This window comes from Bacillus sp. 220_BSPC (assembly GCF_001054655.1).
Taxonomy (GTDB): Bacteria; Bacillota; Bacilli; order Bacillales; family DSM-1321; genus Peribacillus; species Peribacillus frigoritolerans.
Window position 1 is genome coordinate 1 of record NZ_JVPL01000179.1, and the last position, 12,641, is coordinate 12,641.

Here is a 12,641-nt window from a genome sequence, read left to right on the forward strand (position 1 = left end):
GTAGAATACAACCTTGCCAAGGTTGGGGTCGCGGGTTCGAATCCCGTCTTTCGCTCCAAAAAACGTTGGCGGCATAGCCAAGCGGTAAGGCAGAGGTCTGCAAAACCTTTACCACCGGTTCGATTCCGGTTGCCGCCTCCAACATACATGCCGGTGTGGCGGAATTGGCAGACGCGCACGACTCAAAATCGTGTTCCTCTGGAGTGCCGGTTCGACCCCGGCCACCGGTATCAATTATTTCGTTAGGTATATCATCAATTAACCGTGAATATACCGTCAAATCAACGTTTCTCACATTGTGGGAAACGTTTTTTTGTGTTTAAAATACGTTAGTTTTTAGTGTTTTCCTATTGTCTCTAATCGTGTGAATTAATCGTGCGAATAGGTTCGAAGGGAGGTTACATATGGCAAGACGTAAAAACAATCTTAATGACCGTGAATTATCAATCGTCCGAAAAAGTGAGAAGTCGTATGCAGAAACATTTAAAGAAGCGTTACAATTCTTTCTTGATGATTGCGATTTACGAAATTTAAGGCCGTTTACGATTAAGTATTATCAGAATGAGATACAAGCGTTTCTTAATCAGTTAGAAGAACAAGGGATAGATACGAGAGAGTTAAAGCCGTATAACGTTACGGAAGAACATATCCAAGAAAATGTAATCCGTTATATGCGTACTTACAAAGGGATTAAGATTGTTTCAATCAATACCCGATTACGCGGGCTACGTTCATTCTTCAACTTCCTATACAAGAAGAAACACATACCAAAGAATCCAATGGAGAACATCACTTTATTAAAGGATAGGAAACATGTTATTCCTACGTTCTCAAAAGAACAATTAAATACTTTGTTCAATCAACCAGATTTAACGACTTTTACGGGGGTACGTGACTATACGATAATGATGGTTTTCCTTGAAACTGGAATACGTGTAAATGAACTTGTAGGGCTTTCACTAGCTGATATTCAATGGGAAGATAGCTTGTTGAGGATAAGAAACGCTAAGACATATAGAGAACGCCTAGTGCCCATTCAAAATGAAATGAAGAAGCAATTAAGAAAGTATATCTCCATACGGGGACTTGTTGAATGTGATGATTTATTTGTAACGATTGACGGGACACCTTTGTTAAGAAGGTCAGTACAACAACGAATCGACATATACGGGGTGAAAGCCAAAATAAAAGACGTTCGTTGTAGTCCTCATACATTCCGCCATACGTTCGCAAAACTAAGCGTTCAACAAGGGGCTAATATATTCGAACTCCAGACCATTCTAGGACATACAAGTATGGAAATAGTTAAGACCTATGTAAACCTATTCGGAAATGACGTTAGAGAAAGACATAAGGATTTTTCACCTTTGAAGGTGTTAAAGAAAAGAAGATAAAAGAAAAAGCCACGCGGTGCAACGCGTGACCTTAAAAAAACCATATTAACTAAATACGGATAAACCGTTTAGCTACTTTACATATTATCGAAAAAAATTCGTGTATGCAAGGCTTATTAAGTAGTGCCTTTTTTAGCAGCTATGCAGGTTATCCCGTCGTGGATTGCCGACTAATACGACGTTAATCTAACCTTGAAAGGTCTAGGTAGAAGCCGTTGCAGATAAATTCTACTGTAGCCACATTAAAAGCTTTCCTTGTTTGCTTGTGGTTACTAGGTGAGAACGACCATTAACGGTTCGGTTGGTTGCTTGGTGTGTTACGGCACAGGTAGCAACAGACAAACGATAACATTCGGCACGTTGGACAAGCATAACGTGTAAAAAGTCTGTTGTGTATGAAAGTACAACGTTCAAACAAGGTGATACTGCGGAACCCTCAACAACTCGGTTCAATTCAGGACAATGAACGACTACTTGTTGTACTCATTAATTTTTTGAGTGCTTAACAAGGTAGTCATTCTTCTGACCAACGTTTCCTAATCAATCTGATTAATTCAGATTTAGGAAAAACATAGAGTCAACCATTTACTAAAAATTTCTAGTATAATAAGCAATATATCAGTTCAGTTGAATTAATAGGGGTAGGTGCTTATTATATGAGTGTTGACGTTTATAGTGAAATAGAATCTAAAATTAATTCTTTAAAGGAAATACTTAGAGATATTAATACAGAAGATTTAATAGGGTTTGTTGCTAATGATTTTGGTATTACAGTTAATATAAATGAAAATATTTCCGAAAGAACTCAATTGAATTCCCCTTTTAAACAGTACTTATATTTAATTGGGTTATTATTGTCTACACAAGATAATAGTATTTTGACAAAAAAGGAACCTCCATTAGAAATTATTAAAACAATTCTTAATGAAATTACTGATTGTTATGCTGAAATATTTCTTCCAAGGGACGGAGAAGGAATAGACAATGTAGATGACCATTGGTTAGAAGCTAGAAAAATAAGCATGCCAGTTTTTTTAAATTATTTTAATACCAATTCACTTACGTTTGAAGAACAAGCAGAGGATAGAATTAGAGTATGGTTTACTCCCTTCAATGAATATATTCAAGAACAAATAGGAATGAGTGTTGATGAACTTCTAAGAATATATACTTTCATTAGAGATAATTTGAAAAATAGATTTGATAACATACAAAAATTACAATATAAAGCAAAGGTAGAACGAGAACAGTTTTTTAAATATATGGAAAAGAAGAAAGTTTCTTTTGAACAAGCAAAGAAAGAACTTTACCTTCCAAATACTATTAAGTTAGGTGAGGAGATTCAACTAATCCACCAGGTTAAAGTAGAAGATTTAAGTTATGAGTTTGGAGAAGAAATAACCAAGAATTTTGTTAGCCTATTTTCAATGATACGACAAGATAGTAGTTTCTTTTATTATACTGAAAAAAATCCTTTTGAAACTTCCCCAATGTGGAGGAAGTCTGATAAATTATTATTTGTTCCTATGTGTGTACAAATTTTACACGCTATACAAATTCAACTTACTTCTTTACTAGAGAGTAGTGAATATAAAGAAAGATTCTATAAAAATAGAGATAAGAAGTCTGAAGAAAAAACATTAGAGATTTTCCAAGGTGTATTTAAGGATTCAGCTAATTACTATACTTCAGTTTTTGAAAACAACAAATCACAGAATGAACATGATTTGCTAATTGAATATGGAGATACAGTTTTTATAGTGGAAGTTAAGGCTTCTAAAGTGAAGGAACCCTTTAGAGACCCAGATAAAGCTTATAAAAGAATCAAAAGAGACTTTAGAAGTGATGGTGGTATCCAAAAAGGATATAATCAGGGATTAAATTTAAAGAATCTCATTCTATCAAAAAAAGAGACAATCTTATTCGATTCAAATGGTAATGAATTACTAAGGATAGAAAAAGACAAAATAAAAAAAGTGTTTATACTTGTAGTTACGGCAGAAGATTTTGGGATACTTTCCACGAATTTATCATACTTACTTGAAAAGCCAGAAGAAGAACCTTATCCGTGGGCTTGTAACTTATATGATTTAGAAACTGCTTTGGATGGAATCATATATAAAAAAGGTAGCATAAATTCATTTATTCAATACTTGCATGAAAGAGAAGAATTGCATAAGTATTTAGTTGCTTCAGATGAATTAGAGATACTTGGCTACTTCTTAGAAAATGGAAGTTTGCAATCTTTAAACGCTAGTGAAGAAAAGTTCTTTGGTTTTGACCCGGATTTTGCAACAGTATTTGATGAGATTTATTTTGAAAAGAAAGGTATAACTAGAAAGCACTATAATCCAGAATTAAGACAAAATGGGATTAATAAGAGTACTAGTAAAGCGAAAAGTAAAGGGGCAAAAAAGAAGAAGCGGAATCAATCTAGAGATAGTAAAAAGAAAAACAGAAAAAAATAAAATGGCATTACATAGGGCATCTGAAAAGGTGTCTTATTTTTATTGTCTCTTAACGCAAGGTCTCTAATTGGAGGAGTATGTAAAGAGATAATATTTAATAACGAAGGAAAAGAAAATGAAGATAAACCGCCTTTACCAGAACTATTAAAAGATGTACGTAATCACTTGAACCTTGCCCCGAGTAACCAAGAACCTCAAAAACCATTGAAAGAGGTAGTAAATTCAGCTAAAATAGTTGCGGATTTTTTGTTTCACACATACGAATATCAAAGAAAAATGGACAAGATAAAGAAAAGCAAATGAATTAGTGTAATACCGTAATTCGTAATTTGGTATATATTGACAATAGTCTTCAATCCCCTATTATAAAGAAGTGATTATTTTTTATTGAGGGGGATTTTATTATGGCTAATAAACATGAAATCAAAGTAACATTAGTAGATGTAAACAAAATAGCTAAAATGTTCGGTCATGAAAAAAATGAAATACACGAAACAATAAACGATATGGTTAAGAAAGGTCTATTTAAGCAAGTAGATAAAGACACCTATGATATATCTCCGTTATTAAAACTTCAATTACGAGTACAAGAAGCTATTAAACATGGAAATGGAAATATAGATATTAAAAAGATGTATTACGAAATTACTGGCATTCACGTTTTTTAATTTATTAATAAAAAGTCATAGAAAGTGTATTGTTAATCTTGTGGTTGATTAGGTTAACAAAAGTTGATTTATTAGGCTTTTTAGAACTAACCAATCACAAGACACTTTGCTAAGATAAAGGATAATTACAAATGGTATTAATTTCCTACAAGTGTTACTAAGGCTTGTCACAAAAACTTAACAATTGCTAGAACCGTTGGGGGACAAGGGATTCAGCCGTTTTTTAGAAATTGGATTAAAAAAACTTTCATGTCGCACTTGTATTTTGCCCTCTTACAATGCCTTATATATAGAGATATACGATAAACAAACTGTTTGAGTTATAATGGCGTTAGCCTCGGCGAAGCCGATAAGGTTTTAATGAATAAGTCTATTCTTTGTTTAAAGAATCAAAAAGAAGTATTACGCCTACGGCGTGTTACTCACTTCGTTCGTAACTAATTATTTACAAAGAGAATTAATCATTCTTTGTTTACAAATATTAAATACATGATACTAAGAATTCGGCGGGGATATGATTCCCGTCGTTTTCTTATATTTCCAATGAATATATTCCCCTATCCAAGTCCCTGCCCTGGGTTTGAGTAGGGGAGTTTATTTGTATATGGATTTATCAGTTAACAAAATTAAGCAGTTGCTTTCTTTTTTATTGCTTTTTGGTGTGTTTGTATATTTCGTCTTTTAAAATCTACTTTCTGACGCAAAGTAAACCCACGTTTCCTTAATTGGATTCGTGGTTTTTTTTGTTTATAAATGTCACAAATTGAGGTGGAAAACTCCAGCTAAAGAGTAGCAGCGGTTAATCATATTTTTGAACAAATTGTGAACTTTGATAATCGCACTTGTAAAAAGGGCTTCTACAATGCTAATAGGTAGGAACTTTTAATCCGATTAGTTCCTATTCTGCGACGTGTTTAATAATCTCTTTTCATGTTATATAGGCGGGGCGTTCGTTTGTCCCTCCTTCTTATTTTTAATCTAAAAGGTAACAAAATACCTTAACAAATACAAACAACTATAAAGGAGTTGAGGACATGCAGGAAGTTGAATTCAAATTGCGGGGCAAGGTTATTCGTATGGCTAGACAAATGAAAGACGTACGACCTAGAGATTTCGCAAAGACGGTAGACATTGAACCCGATTATCTTTGCAAGATTGAACGGGAACGACGAAGCCTATCAAGATGGAATGAAATTAGAATCCTACGAGGATTAAGACAATTAGGAGTAACCGACCAACAACTAGCAAGCATTCAGTTAATTGTAGAACACGACGAAGGGAAGTTTGATGAATGAGAAAAGACGCAAGATTAGACAAAAGACAAATTGCGATTCTAAAAGATTACTTCGGGCGTTCCTATGACGGCGAGACAATGGAGGACATCGCAAAGTCTCACGGTATCAGCCGAAAGACACTATACACATGGAAAGAAACAGACCACGGCAAGCACTTACATGATAAGTATTTATTAGACTTGTCTGCTAATAGTAAACCGAAGTATTTTCAAGTGTTAGATAGAGAAGCGTTAAAGGGTTCATATAAACATATGGAACTATATGCAAAGATTCACGGACTACTAGCACCGCAGAAACAAGAGATAACAACTAAGGACGAAAGCGAACTAAAAACGACAATCTCACAAGAAATGTTAGACGACATTAAAGAGAGACTAGGAAAGTCTACGACACATATCACGCGGGTTAAGTAATTGTTGGAAAAAAGGAGAGGTTCACACATGGGACTATTTAAAGGGGACGCAGTAAAACACGTTAACAAGGTATTGGACAAGGTAGAGAAACGACGCGAGAAGCTAACGGAACGGGTAGCAACCCTTCACGAAGAAGCAAGGCTAATGTATCAAGCCGTACAAGATGACTTTAACCAAGCTATCTTAGAGGACAAAGAACCTACTAAAAAACTATCTACCGACTTAGAGAAGGTTAGGGCAGAACTTAAACAAGCAGAGTTCCAACTAAGCCAACTAGACGGAGTTTTAAAAAGCGAACTAGAGAAGCAAAGGGATGCAATTGACCAAGAACGTAACGACTTCACTAAGGATAAGCGAGAGGACTTTAATAAGTTATTCGACGAAATGAACGAATTAAAAATAGCCTATCTTAACAAGATTATCGAGTACAAAGAGAAGAAAGCTAAGTACGATTCCGAGTATTGGAAAACGTTCCGAGAGGTAGAAAAACGCGTAGGGCTTAAAAATAAAGACCCTAGATACGACTTCCAGTTACATCTTAACCAACGTTATCAAATGGACGGGCATCATTATTCTCCACTAGTTTACATGGACGAAATAAGAGAAGCATTTGTAGACCGTAAAGTATCATCCGTAACAATGAAGAACAAGGATAAATTTAAGAAATAATTCACTCACCCACAATTAAAAAAAGACACTTCACGGCGGGGAACGGACGACAAACTTCCCCGTCTTTTTATTGTAAAAGATTATTCAAAAAGGAGATTGAAAACATGAACGTTGTAGAAGCATATGAACGCGGTAAAGAGATACGAAAGAAGCAGGACGACATTATAGCCTTATTCATTAAAAACATTCGAAGTGTAGAGGACATGGAAGCATTAGAAGAAGCAGAAAGAGAGTTTGAAGGGAATGCGTAAGGTAGTTATTTTTGTTCATGAAGAAACTAATAAAATCGTATCTAAATTATGTCATGGTTGTTCACAAATCAAATTGACCGAGGACTTCGACAAGGTAAGAACCACGCTAGAATATTCTTCTCTTTGTAAGGATTGTCGAGTAAATAAAGGCGTAGAAAAAGAATTAGTAGGGGGAAATAAATAATGGAACGAGTAATTTCAGATAACGTTAAGAAGGACAATTGTAGAGGACATATTAAACAAAATATTGATAGCATTAAAGATTTAAAGCGTTTGGAACTAGCTAAAGAACTAGTCGCTAGATTGTTCGAAGAAGAAATGCAGGAAATTATGATTGAAGATTTATTGAAAATGACTAAGGACAATGGAGGAATTAAATAATGGATAACAAATTACACATTAGCGAACTTCAAGAAAAGGCATTTAACGGGGATAAGGAAGCACTAGAAATGTATAACACGTATGTAAGTAGAGGACAAGCACCTGCTATTTCTATTAGCACTAAAAACACGTCACAACATAGTCAAGCGTTAATGGCGGAAGGGTATCGAGTAGAAGCAGAAAAAAGAGGTGATAGCTTGTTTGAATCTTCTTTTTCTAAGGAACTTACAGAAGAACAATTAATGAAGGCAGACCCAGTTACAAAAATGTCTTATGGGTATGTCCAACGAAATAAAGCTAAAGCAGAACATCAAGAAAAGGCAAAGAATAAGCAATCTTCATTTGATAAAGCAGAAGGAAACCATCAAGAAGCTACACAATCCAAATCATGGGCGGACTTGTTAGCACTATCGAAGAAATAAGGGGGATAAGGAATAATGAATGAACAATACTTAAAAGAATTACACGAAAGAGTTATACAAGGTGACTTTAAAGCAATGGAAGAATACGCGAAAATTATGGGACTATTAAAGCCGATTGAAAAGGAGGATAAGGAATGATTAAGAAAGCGAAAAGCCCAAAGGCTACAAGCAGGAGACAAAAGAAGGTAACGGGTAAAGCAGATAGCCTTCAAAAGCAACAAGAAGCAAGGAACAATCAATTCAAAAGGGCGACAAAATAAGTCGTCTTTTCTTTTGTAAAGGAGGGGCTAAACATGAAAGACTTTTATGTATTTATGAAAAAATTCCCCGTTCCCCCACATATTGAACTACTTGAACTTATGGAGGAAAACGGGGTAGATGTAGGACACCAAATGTATGATGAGTTAATGGGGCAAGTTCAATCGGCGGTAGTTACTTTGTTAGAAGAAAAGAAGAATCGCGGTTGGACACACCCTAACTATCATGTTCCGTTATCACGGGAAGAATACGCAGTAGATTTTTATATGGTTTTTCAAAGGGACGAGATACCCGAAGAATTTAACCACATTGTAGAGAAACTTAGATACAACCACTAAAGAGGACGGTGGTTAATTCCGCCTTTTCGTTTACATATGCCGTTACGCATTACGGCTAGGGGATATTTGTAATAGGGAATTGAATGATTTTTTTCATTTTTAGGGTGTGAACTTTTTATGTTCACGCCTTTTTTTATTTATCAAAACAAAAAGGGGATAGATTAAAATGAACAGAAAGCAGAAAGTAAAGAATGATTGTGCAAACTATAAAGATGGTATGTGCTTGATAAGGGACACGGAATGTCCTTTAGTATCTGGATTCACTTATAGAGGTTATGTAGTTCCAGAAGAAGATATACAATGTGACTATTTCAATACTTACGTAGACCCAAAGCAGGAGGCAGAAAAGAAGGAGGTTGTTAACTTCTCATATAAGCCGTGTAAACGCTGCGGGCAAATATTTAAGCCAGCTACGAGAGGTACAAGATATTGCAGGGATTTTTGTCGAGAACAAGCAAGGAAAGAATCATATAGAAAAGTGAATAGTAAAAGAGGTAAATAACCACAGTTTTAGAGGGTTAGAACCCTTGGTATATAAGGGCGGAAATCATTAAAAATGAAGAATGAATACTAAACTCTTCGGAGTAATTTAAAAGTGTGGTAAGACTAATTTAATACACGAACAAGTGACGGCTATTCCTTCGGGGATAGTCTTATTTTTTGTGTCTGAGAAACGCACTACAAGGCAATTAACTTAAAGCTGACGGGTAACCTATCGTAAAAGTGTCCTAGAATTGCCGTGTAGCGAACGTAAACAAACTGAGTTAATGACAATATACAAAGTACCTAAAACCCACCCAAGACGTAACACTATCAGAATATCCGTTTTGTTACATGTAAAGGTTAAACACTTGACACTAAAGGGGTTAAGCTATATTTGAGGGAGGAAACGACAAGTAACGTGGGACAAAATAAGTGCTTATTATTGTTTTGTTAATCCTTTACAAGGACATAAATAAAAACACCGACTTTATTTAAGCCCGTGTTTTCAATGTGTGCTAATATCTTTCTATTTAGAACCTGCCTTTTCATACTCCTTTACTTTCTTATAGAAAGTAGCCTTTTTCATTCCTAGTGTGTCCATGAAAGCAACGGCAGTTATTTTACCTTCTTTCCATTCCTTGTATAGTTTACTCCACTCTTTAGGGAGTTCTAAGGCAGGTCTTCCTAAATGTCTACCTTGTGCCTTGGCAACCGCGATACCTTCTTGTTGTCGTTGTCTAATTGTTAATCTTTCTTGTTCTGCTATAGAAGTGTAGACTTCGATAATGATGTTGTTAATCATGTCTATAACCCATTCTTGCCCTTCTGGAACGTCCTGCATAGTAGTAGGTAGGTCAATAATTTTAACTCTAATACCCTCGTTCTTGAAGTATTCTAAATACTTTTTAATCAGTTCTTTATTACGCCCTAATCGGTCAATAGACTTGATGTAAAGAGTGTCGCCATTCCTCATAGCTTTTAAGAGGTTTTGAAATCCTTCACGTTCCATGTCCTTACCACTTGCTTTATCACTGTATATGTATTTCTCATTAGTTACATAAGACTTCAACGCTTCTAATTGTCTAGCGAGATTCTGATGTTTATCACTTACACGAATATATCCAAAATCAATTCCCATTGCATATACCTACCATTTCGTTAATTGATAAGATAAATATATACCAAACGTACAATAAGGTCAATTGTTTTGTAGACGTTTATAAAGGTTGATTAATTTTAAAAATAGACGTTGTTTTGGGCGTTGTTATCCCCGTCTGTAATGGTGTACCTTTATGGACTTCACATACAAGTTGTAAATAAAGATAATACCCACAACGATAGGGCTTTATAAGGCTTTATATGAGTGATAAGTAAGAAAGTGATAGGAATACGGTTTTGATATTTTGTATGTAAAATCAGAATTGACGAGGGTACACCATGGGGGACGGGGGTAGTCCTGCCCTCCACCTAGCCTATCGAATATACGTACACCATTTTTAAAGTCGGGGGTGTTACATAAAAAGGAATCCCATATGTTTAAAATGAGAATTCCTTTACAAAAATTTTTTCTATTAATTTTAACCTTCGAATGTAACCCTTTTGTTATCGGTATTTTGGAGGGACACACTCGTTAATAAAATCAGTTTCATTGTATTCACTATGTGCTAGACGATTAGGACGAAAAGGGTTATACGTCCAAACTCTTATTTTATTATAAGGAATCCCACCAAAGTTTTCTTGGAAGTAGTTCCAGACGGCAAACCTTGAAGCGTTTGTACCTCTCTTAGAAGCCATAAAGTCAAAGGGACTTTTAAACGGATGAATGGCTTTCCCTTTATGTTTAATAGAGGTTAAATAGCACCCTCCTCCTTTTTTAACGGTAAATTCCCATATCTCTAATAAATATTGTTGGTTCTTTTGATTGAATTCATTTTTATAGTTCTCGAATTCCTTACAAATAAAATCTCTATTGTTTTTATCAAGTTTATTAAGTGGAAGAGATGGAAAATCCCCAATGTGTTCACTATGGTTAATTGGTTCTAAATATATCCCTTCATTATTCTCATTGTAATCCGTATTGATAATTGTTTGGATGGAACCTTCGTTATATTCGAGTGCTTCAATTCCGCTATACTTTAAGGCAGATAGTATTCCATCTTGAAAATGCTTCGCTAATAAACAAACCTTAGTAATGTTATACCCTTTATCCAACAGTAAAGAGTAATACTCCATAACTTGCCCAATATCCGAATAGTTAGCATTATTCTTTTTCATTTCTATAAGTATAAATTCGTTTTTATTTTTGATTTTAAATATAGCGTCACAACGTAATTTTTCGATTCTTTTTTCCTTTTCGAATGGTTCTAGTTGTTCGTCGATATTTAAAAGGCTAGGAAAACTAAAAATAACGTTTTGTATTACCTTTTCAGTAAATAAACTCATAGGAGAACACCCCATACCCTTATTTTTTAATTACTTCCATTGTATAATAGTGGAAGGAATAACAACTAGGGGGATTGTAATTGGATGTTGCTGAATTAAGGGAAAAGTACGATATCATTAATTGGTTAGATTATAATCCGTGGATTGTTCAATATTCAAAGTATTTACCGAATGTAATTGCAGCTAGTGTGAAAATTGTTGATGTGTACTATCAAATTTCTAATGCTAGAGTATCTCTTGATTACATGGATGTAGATAATTATGGACAACTTATTTCAAAAGATGATTACTTACATACACAATTCATTAAGTCAAAGTTTCTTTTTGATTCACTAGCATACTACAATTATAGTATTGACCTTTCATGGCAGGTTCTTTATTTCTTTTTTGGTGATAATGACTACGGAGTTCTACAAGATAAAAAGAAATATGAACAACTATCTAAAGAATGTAATGAATCAAATTTAAGATTACAATTATGGTTTCATAAGCAACATAAGCTATCAAAATACGTTTTTGAATTTTTCAACGACAAACAGACTAAAGAAATTAGAGAAGAATACAACTACCTAAAACATAGAGGTACTTTTTTTATTGATGGATTAGGTGAAAATGATGAATACCTACCGATAGGGCTAGATGGTTCAAGGTTAAGAATGATTAACCGTAAAGAAGTAAATTTAACTGACTGGAAAGAAAAGTTGATTGGCTTTGATAGAATGTTTCATGATTACTTTAACAACCTGATTAGATGGATTATGCCTAGAGATTATACTGAAAAAAATATGGGATTAGCTGAACAAATAGGGTTAATGTATAGATTGAAGGCATGGGAAAAAGAACAAGAATTATTAAGTTCGAGAAAAAATACCTAAGGGGGAAAAATTATGAGTAAACAATACGAAGTAACATTCCATTTAATTAACGGAGAAGTAGGGCATATAATAGAAGAAACTTCACTAATTCGGGCTAGAAACTCTATTAAAAACCAATTCGAAGATGATGGAGATAGCCCCGTATTAGCGTTAACAGACGATTTAGTTCTTGTTAAGGCAAACGTACAATACTTTATGGTAAAAGAATACGAAGGTTAATATTGATGAAAGGACGCTATCCAAAAAGGGTAACGTCCTCCTCCTCAGATTTATAATTAAGTAGT

The 12,641-nt window shown here is 34.5% G+C and carries 18 protein-coding genes and 2 tRNA genes; 18 read left to right on the plus strand and 2 right to left on the minus strand.

Annotated features, from left to right (window positions below; genetic code table 11):
- Window positions 1–67: 67 nt before the first annotated feature.
- The 16 genes from ADA55_RS12265 to ADA55_RS12330 all read left to right on the plus strand — a co-directional run bounded on the left by ADA55_RS12265 (window position 68) and on the right by ADA55_RS12330 (window position 9,059).
- A tRNA-Cys gene (locus tag ADA55_RS12265) sits at window positions 68–141 on the plus strand.
- Window positions 142–149: 8 nt separating this feature from the next.
- Window positions 150–230, plus strand: a tRNA-Leu gene (locus ADA55_RS12270).
- A 174-nt stretch (window positions 231–404) separates the two neighbouring features.
- Window positions 405–1,394, plus strand: a complete 990-nt coding sequence (locus ADA55_RS12275; RefSeq protein WP_048684179.1) for a tyrosine-type recombinase/integrase — start codon at window positions 405–407, stop codon at window positions 1,392–1,394.
- A 656-nt stretch (window positions 1,395–2,050) separates the two neighbouring features.
- Window positions 2,051–3,862, plus strand: a complete 1,812-nt coding sequence (locus tag ADA55_RS12280) for a hypothetical protein (RefSeq protein ID WP_048684181.1) — start codon at window positions 2,051–2,053, stop codon at window positions 3,860–3,862.
- 42 nt (window positions 3,863–3,904) lie between these two features.
- Window positions 3,905–4,165 (plus strand): hypothetical protein, encoded by a 261-nt coding sequence (locus ADA55_RS12285; RefSeq protein ID WP_048684184.1) that lies wholly within the window; start codon window positions 3,905–3,907, stop codon window positions 4,163–4,165.
- A 101-nt stretch (window positions 4,166–4,266) separates the two neighbouring features.
- Window positions 4,267–4,530 carry a hypothetical protein gene (locus ADA55_RS12290; protein ID WP_048684186.1) on the plus strand — a complete coding sequence of 88 codons (264 nt, stop codon included), beginning with the start codon at window positions 4,267–4,269 and terminating at the stop codon, window positions 4,528–4,530.
- A 1,034-nt stretch (window positions 4,531–5,564) separates the two neighbouring features.
- On the plus strand, window positions 5,565–5,825 hold the full coding sequence (locus ADA55_RS12295; protein ID WP_048684188.1) for a hypothetical protein: 261 nt from the start codon (window positions 5,565–5,567) through the stop codon (window positions 5,823–5,825).
- Window positions 5,822–6,238, plus strand: coding sequence for a phBC6A51 family helix-turn-helix protein (locus ADA55_RS12300; protein ID WP_048684191.1), 417 nt, complete (start codon window positions 5,822–5,824; stop codon window positions 6,236–6,238). The genes ADA55_RS12295 and ADA55_RS12300 overlap by 4 nt, the downstream gene beginning before the upstream one ends.
- 27 nt (window positions 6,239–6,265) lie before the next feature.
- Window positions 6,266–6,907: a hypothetical protein gene (locus tag ADA55_RS12305; protein ID WP_048684192.1), complete on the plus strand. Its 642-nt coding sequence runs from the start codon at window positions 6,266–6,268 to the stop codon at window positions 6,905–6,907.
- A gap of 104 nt (window positions 6,908–7,011) precedes the next feature.
- Window positions 7,012–7,158 carry a hypothetical protein gene (locus ADA55_RS29360; protein WP_153246123.1) on the plus strand — a complete coding sequence of 49 codons (147 nt, stop codon included), beginning with the start codon at window positions 7,012–7,014 and terminating at the stop codon, window positions 7,156–7,158.
- A gap of 183 nt (window positions 7,159–7,341) precedes the next feature.
- A complete protein-coding gene (locus tag ADA55_RS12315; protein WP_048684197.1) occupies window positions 7,342–7,539 on the plus strand; it encodes a hypothetical protein in 198 nt (65 codons plus the stop codon).
- On the plus strand, window positions 7,539–7,961 hold the full coding sequence (locus tag ADA55_RS12320) for a hypothetical protein (RefSeq protein WP_048684200.1): 423 nt from the start codon (window positions 7,539–7,541) through the stop codon (window positions 7,959–7,961). The genes ADA55_RS12315 and ADA55_RS12320 overlap by 1 nt, the downstream gene beginning before the upstream one ends.
- A 15-nt stretch (window positions 7,962–7,976) precedes the next feature.
- Window positions 7,977–8,099, plus strand: a complete 123-nt coding sequence (locus ADA55_RS31005) for a hypothetical protein (protein WP_264371005.1) — start codon at window positions 7,977–7,979, stop codon at window positions 8,097–8,099.
- Window positions 8,096–8,221, plus strand: coding sequence for a hypothetical protein (locus ADA55_RS31010; RefSeq protein ID WP_264371006.1), 126 nt, complete (start codon window positions 8,096–8,098; stop codon window positions 8,219–8,221). The genes ADA55_RS31005 and ADA55_RS31010 overlap by 4 nt, the downstream gene beginning before the upstream one ends.
- Before the next feature lie 33 nt (window positions 8,222–8,254).
- Window positions 8,255–8,557, plus strand: coding sequence for a hypothetical protein (locus ADA55_RS12325; protein ID WP_048684202.1), 303 nt, complete (start codon window positions 8,255–8,257; stop codon window positions 8,555–8,557).
- Between the two features lie 166 nt (window positions 8,558–8,723).
- Window positions 8,724–9,059, plus strand: a complete 336-nt coding sequence (locus ADA55_RS12330) for a hypothetical protein (RefSeq protein ID WP_048684204.1) — start codon at window positions 8,724–8,726, stop codon at window positions 9,057–9,059.
- 507 nt (window positions 9,060–9,566) lie between these two features.
- Here the strand turns inward: ADA55_RS12330 and ADA55_RS12335 are convergent.
- Entirely contained in the window at window positions 9,567–10,178 is a 612-nt protein-coding gene (locus tag ADA55_RS12335; protein ID WP_048684206.1) for a recombinase family protein, read from the minus strand.
- A gap of 464 nt (window positions 10,179–10,642) precedes the next feature.
- The gene (locus ADA55_RS12340; protein WP_048684209.1) at window positions 10,643–11,482 is read right to left on the minus strand and encodes a hypothetical protein; all 840 of its coding nucleotides are present in this window, start codon (window positions 11,480–11,482) and stop codon (window positions 10,643–10,645) included.
- A gap of 80 nt (window positions 11,483–11,562) precedes the next feature.
- Here ADA55_RS12340 and ADA55_RS12345 point away from each other — a divergent pair, with 80 nt between their 5' ends.
- Both ADA55_RS12345 and ADA55_RS12350 read left to right on the plus strand, forming a co-directional pair.
- Window positions 11,563–12,357: a hypothetical protein gene (locus tag ADA55_RS12345; protein ID WP_048684211.1), complete on the plus strand. Its 795-nt coding sequence runs from the start codon at window positions 11,563–11,565 to the stop codon at window positions 12,355–12,357.
- 12 nt (window positions 12,358–12,369) lie between these two features.
- Entirely contained in the window at window positions 12,370–12,576 is a 207-nt protein-coding gene (locus ADA55_RS12350; protein WP_048684213.1) for a hypothetical protein, read from the plus strand.
- Window positions 12,577–12,641 lie beyond the last annotated feature (65 nt).

Bases quoted from the DNA above. Each gene is read 5' to 3' on its own strand.
- ADA55_RS12275 (WP_048684179.1), top strand. From the start codon at position 405: ATGGCAAGACGTAAAAACAATCTTAATGACCGTGAATTATCAATCGTC.
- ADA55_RS12335 (WP_048684206.1), bottom strand. From the start codon at position 10,178: ATGGGAATTGATTTTGGATATATTCGTGTAAGTGATAAACATCAGAAT.
- ADA55_RS12280 (WP_048684181.1), top strand. From the start codon at position 2,051: ATGAGTGTTGACGTTTATAGTGAAATAGAATCTAAAATTAATTCTTTA.
- ADA55_RS12315 (WP_048684197.1), top strand. From the start codon at position 7,342: ATGGAACGAGTAATTTCAGATAACGTTAAGAAGGACAATTGTAGAGGA.
- ADA55_RS12305 (WP_048684192.1), top strand. From the start codon at position 6,266: ATGGGACTATTTAAAGGGGACGCAGTAAAACACGTTAACAAGGTATTG.
- ADA55_RS31010 (WP_264371006.1), top strand. From the start codon at position 8,096: ATGATTAAGAAAGCGAAAAGCCCAAAGGCTACAAGCAGGAGACAAAAG.
- ADA55_RS12320 (WP_048684200.1), top strand. From the start codon at position 7,539: ATGGATAACAAATTACACATTAGCGAACTTCAAGAAAAGGCATTTAAC.
- ADA55_RS12295 (WP_048684188.1), top strand. From the start codon at position 5,565: ATGCAGGAAGTTGAATTCAAATTGCGGGGCAAGGTTATTCGTATGGCT.
- ADA55_RS12290 (WP_048684186.1), top strand. From the start codon at position 4,267: ATGGCTAATAAACATGAAATCAAAGTAACATTAGTAGATGTAAACAAA.
- ADA55_RS31005 (WP_264371005.1), top strand. From the start codon at position 7,977: ATGAATGAACAATACTTAAAAGAATTACACGAAAGAGTTATACAAGGT.
- ADA55_RS12300 (WP_048684191.1), top strand. From the start codon at position 5,822: ATGAGAAAAGACGCAAGATTAGACAAAAGACAAATTGCGATTCTAAAA.
- ADA55_RS12330 (WP_048684204.1), top strand. From the start codon at position 8,724: ATGAACAGAAAGCAGAAAGTAAAGAATGATTGTGCAAACTATAAAGAT.
- ADA55_RS12325 (WP_048684202.1), top strand. From the start codon at position 8,255: ATGAAAGACTTTTATGTATTTATGAAAAAATTCCCCGTTCCCCCACAT.
- ADA55_RS29360 (WP_153246123.1), top strand. From the start codon at position 7,012: ATGAACGTTGTAGAAGCATATGAACGCGGTAAAGAGATACGAAAGAAG.
- ADA55_RS12350 (WP_048684213.1), top strand. From the start codon at position 12,370: ATGAGTAAACAATACGAAGTAACATTCCATTTAATTAACGGAGAAGTA.
- ADA55_RS12340 (WP_048684209.1), bottom strand. From the start codon at position 11,482: ATGAGTTTATTTACTGAAAAGGTAATACAAAACGTTATTTTTAGTTTT.